The sequence below is a fragment of the Pseudomonas syringae group sp. 26L6 genome (genome assembly GCF_032587815.1).
Lineage (GTDB): Bacteria > Pseudomonadota > Gammaproteobacteria > Pseudomonadales > Pseudomonadaceae > Aquipseudomonas > Aquipseudomonas amygdali.
Window position 1 is genome coordinate 266,884 of sequence record NZ_JAWHPJ010000053.1, and the last position, 23,301, is coordinate 290,184.

Here is a 23,301-nt window from a genome sequence, read left to right on the forward strand (position 1 = left end):
CTCCAATGACGGATCAATCGCCGAGGCGCAACGGCACGCCACTGACCACCAGCAAACTCTTTCTGCTGTTTTGCATCGGCGAAGACCGCTATGCACTGGACGCGACAGAGATTGCCGAGATCCTGCCTCGCGTGAAACTCAAGGCAATTGCCCAGGCTCCGCACTGGGTGTCGGGGATCTTTGCCCATCGCGGCGAGATCGTGCCGGTGATTGACATCAGTGCGCTGAACTCCGGTCAGCCAGCGCGCTCGCGCACCAGCACCCGCATGGTTCTGGTGCATTATCGGCACGACGACGCGCATCCGGCGCAATTACTCGGGCTGATTCTGGAGCAGGCCACCGAAACGCTGCGTTGCCCGGTGTCACAGTTCAAGGCGTACGGGCTGGACAATCGCCTGTCACCTTACCTGGGGCCGGTTCGGGAGGATGAGCAGGGGCTGCTGCAATGGATTCACGTTCAGGAACTGTTGAGCGAGCCGGTTCGCGAGTTGTTGTACCCGGTGCCGCCAATCGACCTTGAACTGCTTGAGGACGCGCCATGAAGGTCGACGATTCACGCTTCTTCAGCTTTCTCAAGGAGCGTATCGGGCTGGATGTGACCTCGGTCGGCGAGGCGATCATCGAGCGTGCCTTGCGTCAGCGTGCGACGGCCGCCCATTGCCCCGACAGTGATGCGTACTGGCATCTTCTGGTGTCATCGCCTCAAGAACAGCAGGCGCTGATCGAGGCGGTGATCGTTCCCGAAACCTGGTTTTTTCGCTACCCGGAATCGTTCGTCACACTGGGCATGCTGGCCCGTGAACGTATAGCCAGCCTTGCCGGTGTGCGCCCGTTGCGTATTCTCAGCCTGCCGTGCTCGACCGGCGAGGAACCCTATTCGATTGCCATGGCGTTATTCGATGCGGGAGTCGATGCCAGGCAGTTCAAGGTTGATGCCATTGATATCAGCCCTGTTTCGATTGCCAAGGCCGAGCACGGCATCTATGGCAAGAACTCGTTCCGGGGCAGCGACACCGGTTTTCGCGAGCGGTATTTCAACCCGGTCGCTGACGGGTTTGAAATCGCCGACAGTGTGCGCGCCTGTGTGAGTTTTCAGGCTGGCAACCTGCTCGATCCGAAACTGGCTTCGCAGGTCGCCTATGACATCGTTTTCTGCCGCAATCTGGTGATCTATTTTGATCGGCAGACCCAGCAACATGTGTTCAAGGTCCTCAAGCAACTGACCCGGGAAGACGGCCTGCTGTTCATCGGGCCGGCGGAGGGCAACCTGCTGGCAGGTATTGGCATGCGCTCGATCGGTATTGCGCAATCATTTGCCTTCCGGCATGCGCCAATCGAACCGACAGCTCCGGCTCCGGCTTGGACCCCGGCTCCGGTAGCCGCCCCGGTTGCACCGCGCCCGGCCCCCGATGCACCTGCCAGAGCGCCTGCGCCACGACCTGTCGCACGAACGTCCGCAGCGTTTGCGCCCATCGTCAAGCCGGTTGCTGTCACTGGCAATAGCGAGGTTTCGGCGCTGCTCGACAGGATTGCCGGCCTGGCCAACGAAGGCAAAAGTGCCGAGGCGCGGGCTGCCTGCGAGCGCTATCTGCAACAGCATGAGCCGGTTGCACAGGTGTTTTACTGGCTGGGCCTGCTCAGCGAAGTAGAAGGCAGCGTGGCGCAGGCTCAGGGTTTCTATCGCAAGGCGTTGTACCTGCAACCGCAGCACTCCGAATCGCTGGCCCAACTGGCTGCGTTGCTGGCCGCCCAGGGCGACAGTGCCGGGGCCCGGCGCTTGCAGGACCGCGCTGCACGTGGCGCGAATAAACAAGGAAACCATTGATGACGGGTGTGTCCGGTTTTTCCAGTCTTACCCATGACCAAGCCCTGGATATCGATGACTGCTGGAACCGTATCGGTATTCACGGTGATCGTTCCTGCCCGTTGCTTGGAGAGCACATCCACTGTCGCAACTGCGCGGTTTATTCTGCGGCGGCCACTCGTCTGCTGGACCGCTACGCACTGGCCCAGGAATCGCATGAGCAGTTTCAGGGCTCTGTATTGCTGCGGGACATACAGACCCGCTCCATCCTGGTATTTCGTCTTGGCGAAGAGTGGCTGGGGCTGGCTTCCCGCTGCCTCTCGGAGGTCGCCCCCAGCCAGACCATCCATTCGCTGCCGCACCAGCGCTCGCGTGCGATGCTGGGTGTCGCCAACGTACGGGGTGCTCTGGTAGCGTGCATATCGCTGGTCGAGCTGCTAGGGCTGGACAGCAATGCAGCGAGTGACCAGTCGGCGCGGGTGGTTCCACGCATGTTGATCGTTGCCGCTGAAGGCGGCCCGGTCGTGGTACCGGTGGACGAGGTAGACGGCATTCACGCCATTGACGAGCGTGAGCTGGAAGCTGCTTCTGCGTCCGGTACTCATGCCAACGCCCGTTTTACTCGCGGCGTTCTGCAATGGAAAGGCCGAAGCCTGCGTTGGCTGGACGAAGAAGAGTTGTTGTCGGCGGTGCACCGGAGCCTTACATGACGCCAGATCAAATGCGTGACGCCTCACTGTTTGAACTGTTCACGCTGGAAGCCGATGCGCAGACCCAGGTATTGAGTGCAGGCCTGCTGGCGCTTGAGCGTAACCCGACCCAGGCGGATCAGCTGGAAGCCTGCATGCGGGCGGCACATTCGCTCAAGGGCGCGGCGCGCATTGTCGGCGTCGATTTCGGGGTGAGCGTTGCGCATGTGATGGAAGACTGTCTGGTCAGCGCGCAAGAAGGCCGTCTATTGCTGCAGGCCGAGCACATTGATGCGCTGCTGTCCGGCACTGACCTGTTGATGCGTATCGCTACGCCAGGCGGTAATAGCGTCGGTCAGCCCGATATCGACAGTTATGTTGAAAGGCTCAACGCGCTGCTGGCCTCCGGTGCTGGCGCAGCGCGCACGGTCAATACGCCGCTGCCTGACCCGGCCTCGGACGCATTGCTGGCCAGCGCGATGCAGCAGCTTGAGTCTTCAGCCCAAGGGGCTGAGCCAGTAATCAACCCTGTCCCTGATCCACTGACAGCAGAGCCGCGTCCGCCATCCAGGTCCGCCGCCAAGCCGGCTCCGGCTCCGGAACCGGAAGCACCTTTTACCCCCTTGCGTGAACGTCGAGTGGCCGAGGGCGGCGAGCGTGTATTGCGGGTCACTGCCGAGCGTTTGAACGGGCTGCTGGACATGTCCAGCAAATCGCTGGTCGAGACCCAGCGACTCAAGCCGCTGTTGGCCGGTATGCAGCGCCTCAAACGCTTGCAAAGCAGCAGCGACCGCGCGCTTGAAGTGCTGGGTGCGAGCTTTGGCGAAGAAGGCCCCCCGGCTGATGTGCAAAAAGCCCTGGAAGATGCACGCAACCTGTTGTCCCAGGCGCAACAGGTGCTGGTCCAGCAAACCGCAGAGCTGGATGAGTTTGGCTGGCAGTCGGCGCAGCGCGCGCAGCTGCTGTATGACACCGCACTGGCCTGCCGCATGCGGCCCTTCGCCGATGTGCTGAACGGTCAGGCGCGCATGGTCCGCGATCTGGGGCGTGAGTTGGGTAAACAGGTACGTCTGCAGATCGAAGGGGAGAAGACCCAGGTCGACCGCGATGTACTGGAAAAGCTTGATGCGCCGCTGACCCATCTGTTGCGCAACGCGGTGGACCACGGCATCGAGTCGCCCGAAAAACGCGCGGCGTCGGGCAAGGACCCTGAAGGTCTGATTCGTCTGCAGGCATCGCATCAGGCTGGTTTGCTGGTCGTTGAGTTGAGTGACGACGGTGGCGGCGTAGACCTGGAGCGTTTGCGCCAGAGCATTGTTGAACGCAAGCTTTCGCCAGCAGAAACCGCCGCGCAGTTGAGCGAGGAGGAACTGCTGAGTTTTCTGTTTCTGCCGGGTTTCAGCATGCGCGACAAGGTCACGCAAATTTCCGGTCGTGGTGTCGGGCTTGATGCTGTGCAGCATATGGTTCGCCAGATGCACGGCAGTGTCGAGCTGCAGCAGTGGACGGGCGAGGGCAGTCGTTTCAGGATTGAAATGCCGCTGACGCTTTCAGTAGTGCGTAGCCTGGTGGTGGAAGTGGGCGGAGAAGCCTATGCCTTCCCTCTGGCCCATATCGAGCGCATGCGCGACTTGCAGCCGGATGATATTTTGCAACTGGAAGGGCGTCAGCACTTCTGGGATGAAGAGCGCCATGTCGGTCTGGTCTCGGCCAGTCAGTTATTGAATCGGCCGCCCGCCCAGAATGCCGGCGAAGCGCTCAAGGTTGTGGTTATTCGCGAGCGTGATGCAGTTTATGGCGTAGCCGTCGAACGCTTCATCGGTGAGCGTACGCTGGTGGTGATGCCGCTCGATGCGCGGCTGGGCAAGGTTCAGGACGTTTCGGCGGGGGCCTTGCTCGATGACGGTTCGGTGGTGTTGATCGTTGATGTAGAAGACATGCTGCGCTCGGTGGAAAAACTCCTGAATACCGGACGCCTGGAGCGTATTGACCGGCGCAACCGTCAGGTCGACCCTGTATCGCGTAAACGGGTTCTCGTGGTCGATGACTCTTTGACTGTTCGCGAGCTGGAACGCAAGCTGCTGGTCGGTCGCGGTTACGAAGTATCGGTTGCCGTGGACGGGATGGACGGCTGGAATGCCCTGCGTGCCGGGGACTTCGATCTGCTCATCACCGACATCGACATGCCGCGCATGGACGGTATAGAACTGGTGACGTTGCTGCGCCGTGATACCCGTTTGCAGTCATTGCCGGTCATGGTTGTTTCCTACAAGGATCGTGAAGAAGACCGACGCCGCGGCCTGGACGCCGGAGCGGATTACTACCTGGCCAAAGCCAGTTTCCACGATGATGCCTTGCTCGACGCTGTTGTCGAATTGATAGGAGACGCGCAAGGATGAAGATTGCCATCGTCAACGACATGCCCATGGCCATCGAAGCCCTGCGTCGCGCGCTGGCCTTCGAGCCCGCGCACCAGATCATATGGGTGGCGTCCAATGGTGCCGATGCCGTGCAGCGCTGCGTCGAGCAGACCCCGGACCTGATCCTGATGGACCTGATCATGCCGGTGATGGATGGCGTAGAGGCCACCCGTCGGATCATGGCCGAAACACCCTGCGCTATTGTCATCGTGACCGTCGACCGCGAGCAGAACATGCGTCGCGTATTCGAAGCGATGGGGCATGGTGCGCTGGATGTGGTGGATACGCCTGCCATCGGCGGTCCTAACCCCAAAGAGGCGGCAGCACCCCTGCTGCGCAAGATACTCAATATCGACTGGCTGATCGGTCAGCGTGTCGGCCGCGAGCATGTGGTGGCTGCGCCGAGATCGGAGCCGGCTAGGCGCGACAGGCTCGTTGCCATCGGCTCCTCGGCGGGCGGCCCCGCGGCGCTGGAGATCCTCCTGAAGGGGCTTCCGGTGAGCTTTCCGGCAGCGATCGTCCTTGTGCAGCATGTTGATCAGGTGTTCGCGGCCGGTATGGCGGAGTGGTTGAGTTCCGCTTCCGGCCTGCCCGTGCGGTTGGCAAAGGAAGGCGAAACGCCGCAGCCAGGGGTGGTGCTGCTGGCCGGAACCAATCATCATATTCGTTTGCTCAAGGACGGTACGCTGGCGTATACCGCAGAGCCAGTGAATGAAGTCTACAGGCCCTCGATCGATGTGTTTTTCGAGAGCGTAACCCGTTATTGGAGTGGTGAGGCAGTCGGCGTTCTACTGACCGGCATGGGGCGCGATGGTGCGCAGGGACTCAAGGCAATGCGGGAGCGAGGTTTTCTGACCATCGCCCAGGATCAGGCCAGTTCTGCTGTGTATGGCATGCCCAAAGCGGCTGCAGCCATTGATGCTGCTGTTGAGATACGTCCGCTGCCCGCCATTGCCCCTCGCTTGGTCGAGGTATTTACTCAATGACTGCTCAGGTGCATTCACCTGTGGTCGGCGATCAGGAGAAACACTATGCATGACCTGCAGACGGATGAGATCAAGACCCCGGATGAGAACACCGCCATGGTGCTTCTGGTTGATGATCAGGCCATGATTGGCGAGGCTGTCCGGCGTGGGCTGGCTGGCCACGAATCGATCGACTTCCACTTTTGCGCCGACCCGCATCAGGCAATTGCCCAGGCCGTGCAGATCAAACCGACCGTGATTCTTCAGGATCTGGTCATGCCGGGCCTGGACGGTCTGACGCTGGTTCGCGAGTACCGCAGCAACCCGTTGACCCGCGATATCCCGATCATCGTGTTGTCCACCAAGGAAGACCCGCTGATCAAGAGCGCCGCGTTCTCGGCCGGGGCCAACGATTATCTGGTCAAACTGCCGGACAACATCGAACTGGTGGCGCGCATTCGCTACCACTCGCGCTCCTATATGACACTGTTGCAGCGTGACGAGGCCTATCGTGCCCTGCGGGTCAGCCAGCAACAGTTGCTTGACACCAACCTGGTGCTGCAACGCCTTATGAACTCCGATGGCCTGACGGGGCTGTCCAATCGCCGCCATTTCGATGAGTACCTCGAGCTGGAGTGGCGACGTGCCATTCGCGATCAGGCGCAGTTGTCGCTGCTGATGATCGATGTCGACTACTTCAAGGCTTACAACGACAACTTCGGGCACCTGGAGGGCGACGAGGCCCTGCGTCAAGTGGCGAAAGCCATCCGCAACAGTTGCAGTCGCCCGTCCGACTTGCCCGCGCGCTACGGCGGCGAGGAGTTTGCCATGGTCCTGCCCAATACCTCTCCGGGCGGGGCGCGTCTGCTGGCTGAAAAACTGCGCCAGAGCGTGTCAGGCATGAACATCCCGCATATCGCTCCAACGCCGGGTTCCAGCCTTACCGTAAGTATTGGCGTCGCTACCGTGACGCCGCAGGTCGGGATGCACAGCCGTCAGCTGATTCTGGATGCCGACAAGGGGCTTTATCTGGCCAAGAACAATGGACGCAATCAGGTTGCGGCAGGCTGACGCCGCCAGTGACCGGTAAAATAGGCCTCACAACGCCTGCTCGACGGGCTGCTTTCGTGGTCTTGCCTGGGGTATACTCGTCGGCTTTGAAAATTTCGCCTGCGAGTGCTGCCTACCATGGAAATCAACCCGATCCTAAACAGCATCAAGGATTTGTCCGAGCGCTCCGAAACCATTCGGGGGTATCTTTGACTACGATCACAAACATGATCGTCTGACCGAAGTCAACCGCGAGCTCGAAGATCCAAACGTCTGGAACAACCCGACCTACGCCCAGGAACTGGGGCGTGAGCGCTCCCTGCTGGCGCAGATCGTAGAAACCCTGGACGAAATGTCCTCGGGTCTGGCCGATGCCAAAGACCTGTTGCTGATGTCTGCCGAAGAAGAAGACCAGGCCGCCGTTGATGACGTCGCTGCCGAAGTCGAGCGCCTGCGCGAATCGCTGGAAAAGCTCGAATTCCGTCGCATGTTCAGTGGCGAGATGGACCCCAACAACGCCTACCTGGATATCCAGGCCGGTTCCGGCGGCACCGAAGCGCAGGACTGGGCCAACATTCTGCTGCGCATGTACCTGCGTTGGGCTGACAAGCGCGGTTTCGACGCCACCATCATGGAGCTGTCTGCCGGTGAAGTCGCTGGTATCAAGGGCGCTACCGTGCACATCAAGGGTGAATACGCCTTTGGCTGGCTGCGTACCGAGATCGGCGTTCACCGTCTGGTGCGCAAGAGCCCGTTCGACTCCGGCAACCGTCGCCACACCTCGTTCTCGGCCGTGTTCGTTTCGCCAGAAATCGATGACAACATCGAAATCGACATCAACCCGTCGGACCTGCGCATCGATACCTACCGCTCCTCCGGGGCCGGTGGTCAGCACGTAAACACCACAGACTCGGCGGTTCGTATCACCCACGTTCCGACCAACACCGTGGTCAGTTGCCAGAACGAACGTTCCCAGCATGCGAACAAGGACACCGCCATGAAAATGCTGCGGGCCCGTTTGTATGAGCAGGAAGTGCAGAAGCGCAATGCAGCGTCCCAGGCGCTCGAAGACACCAAGTCCGATATCGGTTGGGGTCATCAGATTCGTTCCTATGTACTGGACGCCTCGCGTATCAAGGACCTGCGGACCAACATCGAACGCAGCGACTGCGACAAGGTGCTTGATGGCGATATCGACGAATACCTGATCGCGAGCCTCAAGCAAGGGCTGTAAACCGTCAGCCGACACCTCAAGTCCCTCGTCGCAAGACGAGGGCGAACCTGTGATGGAATATTTAAAGACATGAGCGACCAACAACTCGACCCGCAAGCCCTGCAACAGGAAGAAAACACCCTGATCGCTCTGCGCAAGGAAAAGCTTGCTGCAGGCCGTGCCAAGGGTCAGGCCTTCCCCAACGACTTCCGCCGCGACAGCTACTGCAACGACTTGCAGAAACAGTACGTCGACAAGACCAAGGAAGAACTGGCAGAGGCAGCGATTCCGGTCAAGGTCGCCGGTCGCATCATGCTCAACCGTGGCTCTTTCATGGTGATCCAGGACATGACCGGGCGTATTCAGGTCTATGTCAACCGCAAGACCCTGCCTGAAGAAACCCTGGCCGAGGTGAAAACCTGGGACCTGGGCGACATCATTGCTGCCGAAGGCACCCTGGCACGCTCCGGCAAGGGCGACCTGTACGTCGAGATGACCACCGTTCGCCTGCTGACCAAGTCGCTGCGTCCGCTGCCCGACAAGCACCATGGCCTGACCGACACCGAGCAGCGCTATCGCCAGCGTTACGTCGACCTGATCGTTAACGAAGACGTGCGTGAGACCTTCCGCGTGCGCTCGCAGGTTATCGCTCACATCCGCAGCTTCCTGATGAAGCGTGACTTCCTTGAAGTCGAAACGCCGATGCTGCAGACCATTCCCGGCGGTGCGGCAGCCAAGCCGTTCGAAACCCACCACAACGCGCTGGACATGGAAATGTTCCTGCGCATTGCGCCGGAGCTGTACCTCAAGCGTCTGGTGGTCGGTGGTTTCGAGAAAGTTTTCGAGATCAACCGCAACTTCCGTAACGAGGGCGTTTCGACCCGGCACAACCCCGAGTTCACCATGCTCGAGTTCTACCAGGCCTACGCCGATTACGAAGACAACATGGACCTGACCGAGGAGCTGTTCCGCGAACTGGCTCAACTGGTTCTGGGCACCACCGACGTGCCTTACGGCGACAAGGTGTTCCACTTCGGTGAACCGTTTGTGCGCCTTTCGGTGTTCGACTCGATCCTCAAGTACAACCCGGATCTGACCGCTGCCGATCTGCAGGACGTCGACAAGGCTCGTGCCATTGCCAAAAAGGCCGGTGCCAAGGTGCTCGGCTTCGAAGGCCTGGGCAAATTGCAGGTGATGATTTTCGAAGAGCTAGTCGAGCACAAGCTGGAACAGCCGCACTTCATTACTCAGTACCCGTTCGAAGTGTCTCCGCTGGCTCGTCGCAATGACGAAAACCCGAGCGTAACCGACCGTTTCGAGTTGTTCATCGGCGGCCGTGAAATCGCCAACGCCTATTCCGAGCTCAACGACGCCGAAGATCAGGCCGAACGCTTCCAGGCTCAGGTAGCCGACAAGGATGCCGGTGACGACGAAGCCATGCACTACGACGCCGACTTTGTGCGTGCGCTGGAATACGGCATGCCGCCCACTGCGGGTGAAGGGATCGGCATCGATCGGTTGGTGATGCTGCTCACCGACTCGCCTTCGATCCGCGATGTCATTCTGTTCCCGCACATGCGCCCGCAAGCGTAATCAATGAAAAAATAGCCGCCTTCAATGAGCGGCTTTTTTTTAGGTGTTTTTCAGGACGATTCAAAAAGGAAGCTGTCGTGACGATTGCCAGAGAAGGGGCCGCCGGAGTAGCGAGCGCGGTGGCCAAAAGTGTCAAGTATCAAGGCCGCAAGGCGGCCCGCGAAGGCAGTGAGCAACGCAGGCAGGTCATTCTCGATGCCGCCATGCGTATCGTGGTGCGTGACGGCGTACGCGCCGTGCGCCATCGTGCAGTGGCCGCCGAAGCCAGCGTACCGCTGTCGGCAACCACCTATTACTTCAAGGACATCGATGATCTGCTGACCGATGCCTTCGCCCAGTATGTACAGCGCAGTGCCGACTATCTGGCGCGGCTGTGGCAAAACACTGAAGGCATTCTGCGCGAGATGATGAGCCGCAGTTCCGGGAGCCCGACTGACCGGTTTCGTCTGGCTGACGATATTGCGCGTATGGTGATGGAGCATATCCGGCATCAATTGCTGACCCGACGCGACTACCTGATCGCCGAGCAGGCGTTCTACCACGAAGCGCTGATCAACCCGCGTCTGACCCCGCTGGTGATGGCCCATCAGGAAATTCTGCTGCAAGGCAGTTGTCAGTTCTTTCAGGTGATTGGCTCGTTGCAGCCCTATCAGGATGCTCAGGTGTTGACGGGGCTCATCCGGCGCATTGAGTATCAAGGCCTGCTGCATGGCCCACAGCGTCAGGCGGACGAAGAAATGCTCTGTATTCTGACCCGGCAGATGCGTCTGGTTTTGGGGACGCCGCAGCCGGTTCGAGGGTGACTATACTTCGTTCGACGTGCTCTGGGTCGGCGGTTCAGACGGCTTGACGACCCTGCCAATTTCGATATTTTCCAGCGGTGGCGTGTTCTCATGCCGCCGAGCAGTAGCGAAACAGCCAGCCAAGGAGTACCGGTGGACGAGTATCAACAGACTATTCGTGCGTTATCGGATCGGATCGTCGTTGCACAGACGCCGATTCGCATTCTGGATGCAGTTAAATGGGATGAGACAGTTCGCAAGGAGTTTCTGGCCGCCAAGGGCAAGGCGCTTCCTGCCGTGGACCGTGCCTATTACGAAAACCGCCCGCTGGGCTTTGATTCGGTCGCCTTGAAACAAGAGTTTCAGAACATCGAGCGGGATGTCACGCGTCAACTCGGGCAGTTCAACCCGGTCGGGCAGATCATGCGCCGCATGTGCCGTGAGTACCGCATGGTGGTGCGTATGCTTGAAGCGCGTGGCACGCCTGACTTCGGGCTGATCTCGCAGGAGCTGTATGGCGCTGCGTCCGATGCCTTTCACGCCGGTGACCCGACGCTGGCCGATCTGGGCCTGATGCTCTCGGATTACCTGAACAACATCGCCGGGCGTGGTGACCTCAAGGACGAGCCGAAAACCCTCACGGCCAAGGACGCTGTTTCGTTGCTGCAATCGCGTTTGAACCGTGTGTTCGGTGAAGCCGAGGAGACCATTCGGGTTTTCGAATCTGACGGTATCGTCGCCGACGCGGCTGCCGGTGCCGACTACATCAAGATTCGCACCGATGCGATGTTCAACGAGCGGGATGTACGGGCACTGGAGGTTCACGAAGGGCTGGTGCATGTCGGCACCACGTTGAACGGGCAAAACCAGCCTATCTGTACGTTCCTTTCCAAAGGTCCGCCTTCATCGACGGTGACTCAGGAAGGCCTGGCGATTCTCATGGAAGTCATCGCCTTTGCCTCCTACCCCAGCCGTTTGCGCAAACTGACCAATCGCACCCGTGCCATTCACATGGCCGAGCAGGGCGCTGATTTTCTGCAGGTATTCGAGTTCTACCGCGAGCAGGGCTTCGGCATGTCGGAGAGCTATGGTAATGCCAGTCGCGTATTCCGCGGCTCGGTGCCCAACGGCTTGCCGTTCACTAAAGACCTGTCCTATCTGAAGGGTTTCATCATGGTCTACAACTACATTCAGCTGGCCGTGCGCAAGGGCAAGCTTGAACAGGTGCCGCTGCTGTTCTGCGGCAAGACCACGCTGGAAGACATGCGTACCTTGCGCCAACTGGTAGATGAAGGACTGGTAGTGGCACCCAAATACCTGCCTGAGCAGTTCCGTGACATGAACGCGCTGTCGGCCTGGATGTGCTTCTCCAACTTCCTCAACCACCTGAGCCTGGACCGTATCGAAGCGGACTACTCGAATATTTTGTAGGCCGAACTGACTATCGTGCCAATGCTCCGCGTTGGCACGCAGTGGGTGACGCTCGGCGTCACAAATCTGCGCCGCGCTGCACAGTCAGGATCGGACGCAGAGCGTCCAGAACGGCATTCCCACGCTGGAGCGTGAGGAACGATAATCTTGTAACTATCGTGCCATTGCTCTGCGCCAGCACGGCAGTGATGTGGCGATGAAAACAACAAGGAAACCTCATTTGAAACTGCTCGGCATCTTCACCCTGGTCCTCGCGCTCACAGGCTGCAGTTCGATGTTGTTCTATCCCGAGCAAGGTGTTCCGTTCACACCAGACAAGGCTCGTTTACAGTATCAGGACGTGAACCTCACCGCCGCCGACGGTACACGCCTGCATGGCTGGTGGCTGCCCGCGAAAGAGGGTGTGCCGGTCAAGGGTACGGTGCTGCATCTGCATGGCAACGGCGGCAATCTGTCCTGGCACCTTGGTGGCGTCTGGTGGTTGCCCGAGCAGGGTTATCAGGTGCTGATGCTGGATTACCGTGGCTATGGCGAGTCGCAGGGCGAACCGAGCCTGCCGGCGGTCTATCAGGATGTTCAGGCCGCTTTCGACTGGTTGAACACTGCACCGCAAGTGCAAGGCAAACCCCTTGTGGTTCTGGGGCAAAGCATTGGTGGAGCGCTGGCGGTGCATTACTTGTCAGAACACCCGCAGGAGCGCTCGCGGCTCAAGGCGTTGGTGCTGGACAGCGTGCCGGCCAGCTATCGCAGCGTCGCGCGAAACTCGCTGAGCAAGTCGTGGCTGACCTGGCCATTGAAGACGCCCTTGTCCTGGCTGATCCCGGAGGCCGACAGTGCCGTCAACGGCCTGCCACGATTGGCCGGCACACCGATGCTGATCTTTCACAGCATGGACGACACACTGGTGCCGCTCGCCAACGGTATCGAGCTGTACAAGGCCGCGCCTCCACCGCGCGTATTGCAACTGACCCGTGGCGAGCATGTACAGACGTTCGCAGACCCTCTCTGGCGTCAGGTGATGCTGCGCTATCTGGACGACCCGACGCATTTCAATGGCCTGCGTCGTCTTGCGCAAGTGCCCAACTACCCGATCCCCGATACACCGCCAGCGCCATGAGCCGCGACCGTAACGTCAACGGCATGATTCTCAGCGCCGTCGGTGCAGTCATCGGCACCGTCGGCTGTCTGTGGTTTTACGGCTACCTGCACTTCGCAAAGCCTGAGGATGCATTGCTGCTCGGCGAATTCACTCTGCTCAAGACCGTGCCAGGCGAGGACTACAAGATCGCCGCGACGCCAGCTGTCGAGGTGGCGCAATGCGTTGATGGCGTGCTGGTGCTGTTCGACACATCGCGAAAGGGCTTGTCAGGTGTGTTGATCGATGACCACAGGCAAGCGGTGCGGTGCATCGGCCAGCAGACGCCACAGCAATAAACACGGCGATAAATTTTCGGCATTAAAAAGCCCCGCCTGTATGCGCAGGCGGGGCTTCAGTGCAGCCGCTCAGTCGCTTATTTCATCGACGAGCGCGGTGCAACAGGCTGGTTGTCGTTGGAGATGGTGACTTCCACACGACGGTTCATGGCACGGCCCGAGTTGCTGGTGTTGTCAGCAACCGGATATTCCTTGCCGTAACCCATGGTCACAACGCGTGCTGGATCTACACCCATACGTACCAGTGCCATGCGAACCGAATTGGCGCGGCGCTCGGACAGCGACTGGTTGTAGGAAGCAGAACCTGTGCTGTCGGTGTAGCCTTCAACGATCACTTTGCGATCAGGGTTTTCCTGAAGGAAAGCAGCCAGCTTGCCGATGTCGCCTTGAGCGGTCGGCTTCAGATCGGCCTTGTTGTAGTCGAACAGCACGTCACCGAAAGTCACCAGCGTACCGCGTTCGGTCTGCTTGGCGTTCAGGCTGTTCTTCAGCGCAGCGATCTGAGCATCACGAGCTTCCAGACGTGCCTTGGCGCGGTCGGCAGAAGCATTCTGCAGAGCAGCTTCGGAGGTGCGCAGGGCGATGGTCTGCTTGGCCAGCTCTACGCGCTGGTTGGTCAGATAAGACAGTTGGTCAACTTTCTTGACGTCATCATCGTTACGGAAAGCCTGTTCTGCCTTGGCCAGCCATTCGCTGGCGTCTTTGGTTTCAAGCGCCGCGACTTTGGTAGCTTCCGGGTTGGTCTGCAGCGCGGTGAAGTTGCTGCGGGCCTGTTCCAGATTAGGGTTAGGCTTGGTTGCACAGGCTGCCAGGGCAACACTCATGGCCAGCAGAGCAGGGATCATCAATTGTTTACGCATAATATGGTCGTCCTTTAATCAGTTACGAATTCATGAAAACAGAAAGGGTTCAGGGCAATCACTGCACCTGACGCAGGCCTTCTTCACGGAGTTCGTTGACGCCCTGACGAGCATCCTGCACAGCCTTGGCAGCTTTGGCGGCCTGAGATTTGCGCTCTGCTACACGAGCGTCCCACTCGGCTTGTTCAGCCAGGCGGCGAGCTTCGTCGTACTTGTGATCCTGCATGGCCAGATCAGCTTCTTTGAGCTTGTCCTGAGCCGACTTCATTTCCACCGCTGCGAATTCGGTACCGCCAGCGCTGACGGCGCTGTTGACGGCCGATTGCGAGACTGCATATTGCTCGGATGGCGGGTTACCTGCGCAACCGGCGAGAATAAAGGTGCTACCGAGCGCCAGCGCAGCCAGCTTGAGACCGCGCAGGCCTTTGAACTTGGTTTTGGCAGTTAAGGTGTTCATGGTGATCAACTCCATTGTCTGACTCCGAACGTGGTTATCCATGACAGTTGTTGCATCAAGTCCGGGCATGAGGTCGTACAACCGCCTGCTGCCTTTCGGGCTTTCCTGTAATGGTTAAAGGCTCCGACCTGCGCTGTTTTTGAATAGTTCAGATAAATATCTACTGTGTGGTCAGGAATTTTCAGGGGGCTTCAGGAAGCGGTCAGCATGTTGATCGGCATGTGAGCGGACGTCGCTGCAGGATTAATCAGGCGTTGAGGCGCGGCTTTTTGTGGAACCATTTGTCCAATTGCAGGCTTTTGGTGCACTGTTGGCAATGCGGATTCGAATTCACGTACGCCCGCGCTGTTTTGCGGGTACGCAACTGAGCCCAGACAAAAAACGGGAGAGGAACGATGGCCGATATCGATGCGCGTCTGCGCGAAGACGTTCACCTGCTGGGTGAGCTGTTGGGTAACACGATTCGTGAGCAGCGAGGCGCTGAATTCCTCGACAAGATCGAACGTATTCGCAAAGGCGCCAAGGCGGGCAGGCGCGGTTCTGCAGAAGGTGCCGAGCAACTCAGCGCCAGTGTCGACGGGTTGGGTGATGACGAACTCCTGCCTGTGGCCCGTGCGTTCAACCAGTTTCTCAACCTGGCCAATATTGCCGAGCAGTATCAGCTCATGCATCGCCGTGACGATACCCAGCCTCTGCCCTTTGAGTCGCGGGTGTTGCCCGAGCTGCTTGACCGCCTGAAAACGGAAGGTCACACGCCTGATGCCTTGGCGCGCCAACTGAGCAAGCTGGAAATCGAGCTGGTGTTGACGGCTCACCCCACCGAAGTTGCACGCCGTACGCTCATTCAGAAATACGACGCCATCGCTGCGCAGTTGGCCGCGCTCGATCATCGCGACCTCAACAGCACCGAGCGCGCACAGATTACCTCGCGCTTGCAGCGTCTGATCGCCGAGGCCTGGCATACCGAAGAGATACGGCGTATCCGTCCCACGCCGGTTGATGAGGCCAAATGGGGTTTTGCGGTTATCGAGCACTCCCTCTGGCACGCCATTCCGAACTACCTGCGCAAGGCTGACCATGCACTGCACGCAGCGACCGGCTTGCATTTGCCGCTGGAAGCCGCGCCGATCCGCTTTGCCTCCTGGATGGGCGGAGACCGTGACGGCAACCCGAACGTCACGGCCAAAGTTACCCGTGAAGTGTTGTTGCTGGCGCGCTGGATGGCGGCTGACCTGTATCTGCGTGATGTGGACAACCTGGCCGCAGAGCTGTCGATGCAACAGGCCAGCGACGCCTTGCGGGCCAGCGTCGGTGACAGTGCCGAGCCTTATCGGGCAGAACTCAAGCGTCTGCGTGAGCGCTTGCGCGCGACGCGCAATTGGGCCAATGCCTCATTGAGCGAGACCTTGCCTGCGCCTGAAGCGGTGCTGCGAGACAACCGCGAGCTGCTGGACCCGCTGCTGCTGTGCTTCCAGTCGCTGCATGAGTGCGGCATGGGCGTGATTGCCGACGGGCCGCTTCTGGATTGCCTGCGCCGTGCCGTCACGTTCGGCCTGTTTCTGGTGCGTCTGGATGTCCGCCAGGACTCCAGTCGCCACTGTGCGGCGATGACTGAAATTACCGATTATCTGGGGTTGGGTCGCTACGAAGAGTGGGACGAGCAGACCCGCATCGACTTTCTGTTGCGCGAACTGAACAACCGCAGGCCGTTGCTGCCAAGCTACTTCAAACCGGCAGCCGAAACCGCAGAAGTGCTGGCAACCTGCAGGGTAGTGGCAGCAGCTCCGGCAGCGTCGCTGGGCTCTTACGTCATTTCGATGGCAGGTTCGGCATCCGACGTGCTGGCCGTGCAGTTGCTGCTCAAGGAATCCGGGCTGCAACGGCCGATGCGTGTGGTGCCGTTGTTCGAGACCCTGGCTGACCTCGACAACGCCGGGCCGGTGATCGAGACGCTGCTCGGCTTGCCTGGCTATCGTTCGCGTCTGCACGGCCCGCAGGAAGTCATGATCGGTTATTCCGACTCGGCCAAGGACGCGGGCACTACGGCGGCGGCCTGGGCTCAGTACCGCGCGCAGGAAAAGCTGGTGGAGATCTGTCGCGAACAGCAGGTCGAACTGCTGCTGTTTCATGGTCGCGGCGGTACGGTTGGTCGTGGTGGCGGCCCCGCGCATGCGGCGATTCTGTCGCAGCCGCCAGGTTCGGTAGCCGGACGCTTCCGGACCACCGAGCAAGGGGAAATGATTCGTTTCAAATTCGGCCTGCCGGACATCGCCGAACAGAACCTCAATCTCTATCTGGCAGCGGTGCTGGAAGCGACCCTGCTGCCGCCACCACCTCCGCAACCGTCTTGGCGGACGATGATGGACCAGATGGCCGCTGACGGGGTCAGCGCCTATCGCGCGGTAGTGCGCGAGAACCCTGAGTTCGTCGAGTATTTCCGTCAGGCAACGCCCGAGCAGGAACTGGGGCGCCTGCCACTCGGCAGTCGCCCGGCCAAGCGCCGCGAAGGTGGCGTGGAAAGCCTGCGCGCCATTCCGTGGATCTTCGCTTGGACGCAGACGCGTTTGATGCTGCCCGCCTGGTTGGGTTGGGAAGCCGCACTGAGCAAGGCTCTGGAGCGCGGCGAGGGTGCGGTGCTGGCGCAAATGCGCGAACAGTGGCCGTTTTTCAGAACCCGCATCGACATGCTGGAAATGGTCCTCGCCAAAGCTGATTCGGACATTGCCCGACTCTATGACGAACGTCTGGTCAGTGCTGAGCTGCAACATTTGGGCGCACATTTACGCGACCTATTGTCGCAGGCGTGCAAGGTGGTTCTGGGGCTGACCGGGCAGAAGCAACTCCTGGCACACAGCCCTGAAACGCTGGAATTCATCAGTCTGCGCAACACCTATCTCGACCCGTTGCATTTGCTCCAGGCCGAGCTGCTGTCCCGCTCCCGCAGTCGCGAAGCCAGTCTGGACAGCCCTCTGGAACTGGCGCTGCTGGTGTCTGTAGCCGGGATCGCTGCTGGTCTGCGTAACACTGGTTGAGCACGCGCGTTACTTTAATTGCCGGGCCGTTTTGGCCCGGCATTGGCAAGACCGGGTTTGCAGGTTGGCCTGCCGGAAACGTTGATACAGGTCACGCCGCTCGACAATCGGGGCGCGCAAGCCGGTGCGCACGCGGTTAATGCGACTTTTGGCGGCTTGTGCGGCCTCGGTCGGCTGTGTATCTTGATCAGCCTTTCGGCCTGTTGGCCTGATTATTTTTAGATTGGCCCCCGAGGCGAATCCGTTGATTTCACTATAAAAATTTTGAGGAGCATGACGATGCGCGTGATTCTGCTAGGAGCTCCCGGGGCCGGTAAAGGTACTCAGGCAAAATTCATCACTGAAAATTTCGGCATCCCGCAGGTTTCGACAGGCGACATGCTGCGCGCTGCAGTCAAGGCTGAAACCGAGCTTGGCCTGAAGGCCAAGAGCGTCATGGACTCGGGTGGTCTGGTTTCCGATGACCTGATCATTGGTCTGATCAAGGATCGTCTGGCCCAGCCGGATTGTGCGAACGGCGTTCTGTTCGACGGCTTCCCGCGCACCATTCCTCAGGCCGAAGCCCTGTTGAAAGCAGGTCTGGAAATCGACCACGTGCTGGAAATCGCCGTTGATGACGAAGAAATCGTCAAGCGCATGTCGGGCCGCCGGGTTCACGAAGGCTCTGGTCGCATCTATCACACCATTTTCAACCCGCCGAAAGTCGAGGGTATCGATGATGTGACTGGTGAACCGCTGTTGCAGCGCAAGGACGACGTCGAAGAAACCGTGCGTCATCGCCTGTCGGTCTACCATGCCCAGACCAAGCCGCTGGTCGAGTTCTACAGCAAGCTGGAAGCAAAGAACGGCAAGCCCAAGTGCAGCCATATTCCAGGTGTTGGCTCGGTTGAAGAAATCACTGCAAAAGTACTGAAAGCACTGGAGCCTGAAGCACAGAAGTAAGACTCTCAGTCTGAACAATATATGGCCCGCTTGCGGGCCATTTGTCATTTATACTGCTGCACTTTTTCACCTTGACCATGATGGAAACACCGATGACCACCTTGCTGGCCCTGGATACCGCCACTGAAGCCTGCTCGGTCGCTTTGCTGCACGACGGCAAAGTGCTGAGCCACTACGAGGTGATCCCGCGCCTGCATGCCCAGCGGCTGCTGCCGATGATCAAGGACCTGCTGGCCGAGGCGGGTATCGCGATGTCGGCGCTCGATGCCATCGCGTTCGGGCGCGGCCCTGGCGCTTTCACCGGCGTGCGCATTGCCATTGGCGTCGTGCAAGGTCTGGCATTTGCGCTGGAGCGCCCGGTATTGCCTGTTTCCAATCTTGCCGTGCTTGCCCAGCGTGCCTTTCGTGAGCATGGCGTGTCTCAGGTGGCATCGGCCATTGATGCGCGCATGGATGAGGTGTACTGGGGTTGCTATCACGAGACAGCCGGGGAGATGCGTCTGCTCGGCAACGAGGCGGTCATGGCACCCGAATTGGCAACGCTACCTGCGCACGCCAGTGGACAATGGTTTGGTGCCGGTACCGGCTGGGGCTATGCCGAGCGCATTCCGGTGAGTCTTGCCGGGCATGACGCAGGCATGCTGCCCCATGCGCAGGACTTGCTGACGCTGGCGTCCTTCGCCTGGGCGCGTGGCGAAGCCCTGCCGGCAGACGACGCCCAGCCGGTCTACCTGCGCGACAAGGTTGCAACACCCAAAGCGCGTTGATGTGATTGGCTTCAAGGCACGCCACAGTGTTCTGCTGTCGTGCCTGTCCAAGTCATGCTATTCCGTCTATAGCTGGAAAAATATCAATTCGCCAGCTACCGTTTATCGTCTGAATGGTCTTTAATCTCATTTGGCGAAAACAATTTGCAATATGTGTGGTCTAGTTATCGTTAAGCAATTTGCGAACTACAAGGCAGTAACGCTAAATTGCCACTATCGACGCCGAGTATATAATCGATGCGCATAGACGGAACCTCATCACGCTCTTACCCCATCAAGCGCAAGCCGCAGAAAACGCCTTCGACCGTTGAAGGCTCTTTCGAGGAAGTCGTAGTTGATGCCGAGTTGCCGCCGCCTCCGGCGCAGGCTCGTCGCGATGCGGGTGATTCACCGATTGGCAGCACTGCCAATGTGCCTGCGCGTCCGCAAGACATCATTTTCCCGCGCTCCATGAGCTCTCGTGTCGCTCACGCACTGGCCAGCTACCTGACCACCGCCAGCTTTGTCGATTGGGACCTTGAAGTATCGGGGCTCGATCTTCACGTTTGACTGTGTCTCGCCTGCCTTACTACCTCGGTTGTCCGTCATGGAGTGAAAACGCCTGGCGAGACTCGTTGTACCCGGAAGACGCCCGCCCCAATGATTTCCTGAATCTCTACACTCAGGTATTCAACGCTGTCGAAGGCAACACCACATTCTATGCCCGTCCAGCTGCCACAACGGTGCAACGCTGGGCGGAAATAATGCCTGCCGATTTTCGTTTCACTGCGAAATTTCACAAAGACATCAGCCACAACGGCGACCTGCGTGATCAGGTGGGCGCCGCCGAGGAATTCATCCGTCTGCTCGCGCCGTTGGGTGAGCGGATTGCGCCATTCTGGCTTCAGTTGCCCGCCAGCTTCACACCGCAGCGCCTTGCCGAGTTGGTCGGGTTCCTCGATGAACTCAATGTGCCTTTGGCTGTGGAAGTGCGCAACATGGCCTTTTTCATGAAAGGTGACGAAGAACGCATGCTCAATCGCCTGCTGTTGGATCGAGGCATTGAGCGCATCTGTCTCGACTCCCGGGCATTGTTCAGCTGTGTATCGACTGATCCTGCCGTCCTGCACGCGCAATCGAAAAAGCCCAAGGTGCCACCGCGTCCGGCTGCGCTGACGCTGTTTCCCCAGGTCCGTTTCATCGGCGGTCCTGACCTGGAGGCCAATGATCAGTTTTTGGTGCAGTGGGTGGAAAAGGTCGCCGTGTGGATCGAAGAGGGGCGCACGCCTTATGTCTTCCTGCACACCCCGGACAACGTCAGGGCTGCCGAGCAGGCCATGCGCTTTCACCAGCAACTGATGGCGCGATTGCCTGGCTTGCCGGCATTGTTTGAGCTGGATCGTGGGCCTCAAGTGGAACAGTTGGGCTTGCTCTGAGGTCTTCCAGAGGGGGCTGACAGAGCCCGACCTTGTGGAGAGCCCGCTTATGGATTCGCAACTGCGCTATTTGCCACCCACTTACAAACCTTTCGTCAAATCCACCCCTGTTGTATGGAGCATGGGCTTAGCATGCGCGTGATGCTGGTATTCCTGCTGCTCTGTGCAATAGGGGCGTTTGCAGTCTGGCGAGGCTGGGTCGATGTGCCTGCGCGCTGGAACCCCTGGGCGCCTTTGGATGTGCGGGCCGAGCCCAATTTTCTGACGTCTTACAAGCTGTCACGACTGCAGAACGACCCTGCGCTGTGCGACCAGGTGCTGAGTACGTCCGGGCTGCGTTTCAGTCGTCAGGCCGACAGTGAACCTTCTGCTCGCTGCCCTCTGGAAAATACCCTGCGCATTCAGGGCGGCGACGTGGCGCTGAGCAGCAGTTTCCTGGCCAGTTGCCCATTGGCGGTGGCCTATGCGCTGTTCGATGTCCACACCTTGCAGCCCGCTGCCCAAGCGGTTTTCGGCCAGCGGGTAGCGCGAGTAGATCACTTGGGCAGCTTTGCCTGCCGCAACATCTACAACCGGGCCAACGGCCGCCTGAGTCAGCACGCGACCGCCAATGCACTGGATATGGCAGGTTTTCGCCTCGCAGACGGTCAGCGCATCGGGGTTCTCAAGGATTGGGACGACGAAGGGGACAAGGGGCGTTTTCTGAGGCTGTTACGTGACGGCGCCTGCAAAAACTTCAGTACGGTGCTCGGGCCTGAGTACAACGCGGCGCATCGCGATCATTTTCACGTTGATATGGGGCGCTGGTCGGTGTGTAGGTAGCGAGCCTGTAAGCTGCCGGCAAGAGCGTTGGGGCTTATGCCGCCATCCGCAGATTCTGCAGGATCAGCGGGCGAGCCCAGCCGTTCTCGTAGTCGAACTGGCGTTGTTGGGCAGCAATGGTCTGCTCATCCAGGGGCAGGGCAGGCTTGTCGGCCAGTTCCCATTCGAATTCGGCGATTGGCAGGTGCAATGGGCGCGGTTGAGGGCCGGGGCCCGGGTTGACGCTGTCGCTGTACGGGTTCAGAACGGTAGGGCGTACCCAGTGGCTCTCGAATTCCAGATGGCGTTGTTGTTCGATCAGCTCAGCCATGCTGAAGGGCTCGGCAGGCGGCGGCAGCAAGTCAAGGTCGAACTCGGCAATCGGCAGGAACAGCGGCTCAGGTGGTTTGACCTCGGTGTCGGTGACCGGGCAGGCACGTTGCTCGACAATCTTGCTCAGGGTTTTTGCGCCAGCGACCGGTTCGCCTGTTTCAACATCCACTTCAACGGCCGTCGGGTGCACCGGCACGGGAGTGCTTTCACTGACCTGATCCGCCATCGCTCGGGCAAATGCATCCGACCACAGCTGCGTCACACCACCCAGTGTGCGGCTGTTGCGAACGCTAAAGTCGCCTGAGTGCGACAAATAGCCGATGGATGATTGAACAATCTCTGACATAGCGATCAGTACTGGCCTTGGGTCTGGCAAAATGCCGGATACTTGGTTATCGGCAGACTTTGCCGATCATTAACAATTTTTGAGTGTGTGGGCGTAATGATTGAGCAGCAAACAGGCAGTCGTATCCGGGTCGAAGCGCTCGCGGTCGCAGGGCAGGAGCAGGCGGAGCATTGGGCGCAGCGTCTAGGCTTGCCGTTGCACGACGCGGAAGCTGATTTTGCGTTGCAATCGACCGACGATGGCCTGCAATTGCAGCAGTTGGGCGACGATGCGCCTGGCGCTGTGCGAGTTGATTTTGTCGAGGGTGCAGTGGCACATCGTCGTCTGTTTGGCGGTGGCACCGGGCAAATGATTGCCAAGGCCGTCGGTATTCAGCCAGGCGTTCGTCCCAGCGTGCTGGATGCCACGGCAGGTTTGGGCAAGGATGCGTTCGTGCTGGCAAGTCTTGGTTGCGAGCTGAGCCTGATCGAGCGTCAGCCGATTATTGCTGCACTGCTGGAAGACGGTCTGGCGCGCGGACGCGATGATCGTGATGTGGGTTCGATCGTTGCCCGGATGCATTTGTTGACCGGCAACTCCATTGAAATCATTCGTGGCTGGACAGCGGAGCCGCCGCAGGTCATTTACCTCGACCCGATGTTCCCGCATCGGGAAAAAACCGCTCTGGTCAAAAAGGAAATGCGCCTGTTCCGGCCTCTGGTCGGCGATGACATGGATGCGCCTGCATTGCTGGAAGCGGCTCTTGCGCTTGCCACCCACCGTGTTGTGGTCAAACGCCCGCGCAAGGCCCCCTGCATTGACGGGCCAACGCCAGGTTATGCGCTGGATGGAAAATCCAGCCGCTACGACATCTACCCGAAGAAGGCCTTGAAGCCTAAGGCAGTCACAGACGATAGCGGTGCATAGCGCCTGTAGCGTCGACGGCCTGAGCCCGAATCAAACGCAGATGCGCCCGTGAATACAGGCG

The 23,301-nt window shown here is 59.5% G+C and carries 22 protein-coding genes; 19 read left to right on the forward strand and 3 right to left on the reverse strand.

Annotated features, from left to right (window positions below):
• Nucleotides 1-5: 5 nt before the first annotated feature.
• The 12 genes from RYA97_RS21445 to RYA97_RS21500 all read left to right on the forward strand — a co-directional run bounded on the left by RYA97_RS21445 (nt 6) and on the right by RYA97_RS21500 (nt 13,381).
• Nucleotides 6-542, forward strand: a complete 537-nt coding sequence (locus tag RYA97_RS21445; RefSeq protein ID WP_005743398.1) for a chemotaxis protein CheW — start codon at nt 6-8, stop codon at nt 540-542.
• Nucleotides 539-1,825: a CheR family methyltransferase gene (locus tag RYA97_RS21450; protein WP_004666044.1), complete on the forward strand. Its 1,287-nt coding sequence runs from the start codon at nt 539-541 to the stop codon at nt 1,823-1,825. The genes RYA97_RS21445 and RYA97_RS21450 overlap by 4 nt, the downstream gene beginning before the upstream one ends.
• On the forward strand, nt 1,825-2,514 hold the full coding sequence (locus RYA97_RS21455; protein ID WP_005743400.1) for a chemotaxis protein CheW: 690 nt from the start codon (nt 1,825-1,827) through the stop codon (nt 2,512-2,514). The genes RYA97_RS21450 and RYA97_RS21455 overlap by 1 nt, the downstream gene beginning before the upstream one ends.
• Nucleotides 2,511-4,892, forward strand: coding sequence for a hybrid sensor histidine kinase/response regulator (locus RYA97_RS21460; protein ID WP_005778386.1), 2,382 nt, complete (start codon nt 2,511-2,513; stop codon nt 4,890-4,892). The genes RYA97_RS21455 and RYA97_RS21460 overlap by 4 nt, the downstream gene beginning before the upstream one ends.
• Nucleotides 4,889-5,899 carry a chemotaxis response regulator protein-glutamate methylesterase gene (locus RYA97_RS21465; RefSeq protein ID WP_004666042.1) on the forward strand — a complete coding sequence of 337 codons (1,011 nt, stop codon included), beginning with the start codon at nt 4,889-4,891 and terminating at the stop codon, nt 5,897-5,899. The genes RYA97_RS21460 and RYA97_RS21465 overlap by 4 nt, the downstream gene beginning before the upstream one ends.
• A 45-nt stretch (nt 5,900-5,944) precedes the next feature.
• The gene (locus tag RYA97_RS21470) at nt 5,945-6,949 is read left to right on the forward strand and encodes a PleD family two-component system response regulator (protein ID WP_002554762.1); all 1,005 of its coding nucleotides are present in this window, start codon (nt 5,945-5,947) and stop codon (nt 6,947-6,949) included.
• Nucleotides 6,950-7,066: 117 nt separating this feature from the next.
• A protein-coding gene (gene prfB, locus RYA97_RS21475) for a peptide chain release factor 2 (RefSeq protein ID WP_099259081.1) occupies nt 7,067-8,162 on the forward strand; the annotation gives its coding sequence in 2 pieces (ribosomal slippage) (nt 7,067-7,138 and nt 7,140-8,162; 1,095 coding nt in all).
• A gap of 69 nt (nt 8,163-8,231) precedes the next feature.
• Nucleotides 8,232-9,734 carry a lysine--tRNA ligase gene (gene lysS / locus RYA97_RS21480; protein WP_005732488.1) on the forward strand — a complete coding sequence of 501 codons (1,503 nt, stop codon included), beginning with the start codon at nt 8,232-8,234 and terminating at the stop codon, nt 9,732-9,734.
• 77 nt (nt 9,735-9,811) lie between these two features.
• Nucleotides 9,812-10,537 carry a TetR/AcrR family transcriptional regulator gene (locus tag RYA97_RS21485; RefSeq protein ID WP_005778392.1) on the forward strand — a complete coding sequence of 242 codons (726 nt, stop codon included), beginning with the start codon at nt 9,812-9,814 and terminating at the stop codon, nt 10,535-10,537.
• Nucleotides 10,538-10,627: 90 nt separating this feature from the next.
• On the forward strand, nt 10,628-11,947 hold the full coding sequence (locus tag RYA97_RS21490; protein ID WP_011169315.1) for a flavohemoglobin expression-modulating QEGLA motif protein: 1,320 nt from the start codon (nt 10,628-10,630) through the stop codon (nt 11,945-11,947).
• 220 nt (nt 11,948-12,167) lie between these two features.
• Nucleotides 12,168-13,064: an alpha/beta hydrolase gene (locus tag RYA97_RS21495; RefSeq protein WP_005778394.1), complete on the forward strand. Its 897-nt coding sequence runs from the start codon at nt 12,168-12,170 to the stop codon at nt 13,062-13,064.
• Nucleotides 13,061-13,381, forward strand: a complete 321-nt coding sequence (locus tag RYA97_RS21500) for a hypothetical protein (protein WP_002554756.1) — start codon at nt 13,061-13,063, stop codon at nt 13,379-13,381. Before RYA97_RS21495 ends, RYA97_RS21500 begins: the two co-directional genes overlap by 4 nt.
• Nucleotides 13,382-13,458: 77 nt before the next feature.
• Here the strand turns inward: RYA97_RS21500 and RYA97_RS21505 are convergent, their stop codons facing one another.
• Both RYA97_RS21505 and RYA97_RS21510 read right to left on the reverse strand, forming a co-directional pair.
• Nucleotides 13,459-14,241 carry an OmpA family protein gene (locus tag RYA97_RS21505; RefSeq protein ID WP_002554755.1) on the reverse strand — a complete coding sequence of 261 codons (783 nt, stop codon included), beginning with the start codon at nt 14,239-14,241 and terminating at the stop codon, nt 13,459-13,461.
• Between the two features lie 58 nt (nt 14,242-14,299).
• Nucleotides 14,300-14,713 (reverse strand): DUF4398 domain-containing protein, encoded by a 414-nt coding sequence (locus RYA97_RS21510; protein WP_004657980.1) that lies wholly within the window; start codon nt 14,711-14,713, stop codon nt 14,300-14,302.
• 380 nt (nt 14,714-15,093) lie between these two features.
• Between RYA97_RS21510 and ppc the strand changes: the two genes are divergently transcribed.
• The 6 genes from ppc (at nt 15,094) to RYA97_RS21540 (ending at nt 21,676) form a co-directional block, all read left to right on the forward strand.
• Nucleotides 15,094-17,730, forward strand: a complete 2,637-nt coding sequence (gene ppc, locus RYA97_RS21515) for a phosphoenolpyruvate carboxylase (protein WP_057405434.1) — start codon at nt 15,094-15,096, stop codon at nt 17,728-17,730.
• Between the two features lie 279 nt (nt 17,731-18,009).
• Nucleotides 18,010-18,672 (forward strand): adenylate kinase, encoded by a 663-nt coding sequence (gene adk, locus RYA97_RS21520; RefSeq protein WP_005778401.1) that lies wholly within the window; start codon nt 18,010-18,012, stop codon nt 18,670-18,672.
• A gap of 92 nt (nt 18,673-18,764) precedes the next feature.
• On the forward strand, nt 18,765-19,439 hold the full coding sequence (tsaB, locus tag RYA97_RS21525) for a tRNA (adenosine(37)-N6)-threonylcarbamoyltransferase complex dimerization subunit type 1 TsaB (protein ID WP_005743411.1): 675 nt from the start codon (nt 18,765-18,767) through the stop codon (nt 19,437-19,439).
• 237 nt (nt 19,440-19,676) lie between these two features.
• The gene (locus RYA97_RS21530; protein ID WP_002554750.1) at nt 19,677-19,988 is read left to right on the forward strand and encodes a hypothetical protein; all 312 of its coding nucleotides are present in this window, start codon (nt 19,677-19,679) and stop codon (nt 19,986-19,988) included.
• A 2-nt stretch (nt 19,989-19,990) separates the two neighbouring features.
• On the forward strand, nt 19,991-20,854 hold the full coding sequence (locus RYA97_RS21535; RefSeq protein WP_010201500.1) for a DUF72 domain-containing protein: 864 nt from the start codon (nt 19,991-19,993) through the stop codon (nt 20,852-20,854).
• Between the two features lie 132 nt (nt 20,855-20,986).
• Nucleotides 20,987-21,676, forward strand: coding sequence for an extensin family protein (locus RYA97_RS21540; protein WP_057405435.1), 690 nt, complete (start codon nt 20,987-20,989; stop codon nt 21,674-21,676).
• Between the two features lie 34 nt (nt 21,677-21,710).
• Here RYA97_RS21540 and RYA97_RS21545 read toward each other — a convergent pair whose 3' ends face one another.
• Nucleotides 21,711-22,334 (reverse strand): hypothetical protein, encoded by a 624-nt coding sequence (locus RYA97_RS21545; protein WP_002554747.1) that lies wholly within the window; start codon nt 22,332-22,334, stop codon nt 21,711-21,713.
• Between the two features lie 96 nt (nt 22,335-22,430).
• Here RYA97_RS21545 and RYA97_RS21550 point away from each other — a divergent pair, with 96 nt between their 5' ends.
• Nucleotides 22,431-23,240 carry a class I SAM-dependent methyltransferase gene (locus tag RYA97_RS21550; RefSeq protein WP_057405436.1) on the forward strand — a complete coding sequence of 270 codons (810 nt, stop codon included), beginning with the start codon at nt 22,431-22,433 and terminating at the stop codon, nt 23,238-23,240.
• Nucleotides 23,241-23,301 lie beyond the last annotated feature (61 nt).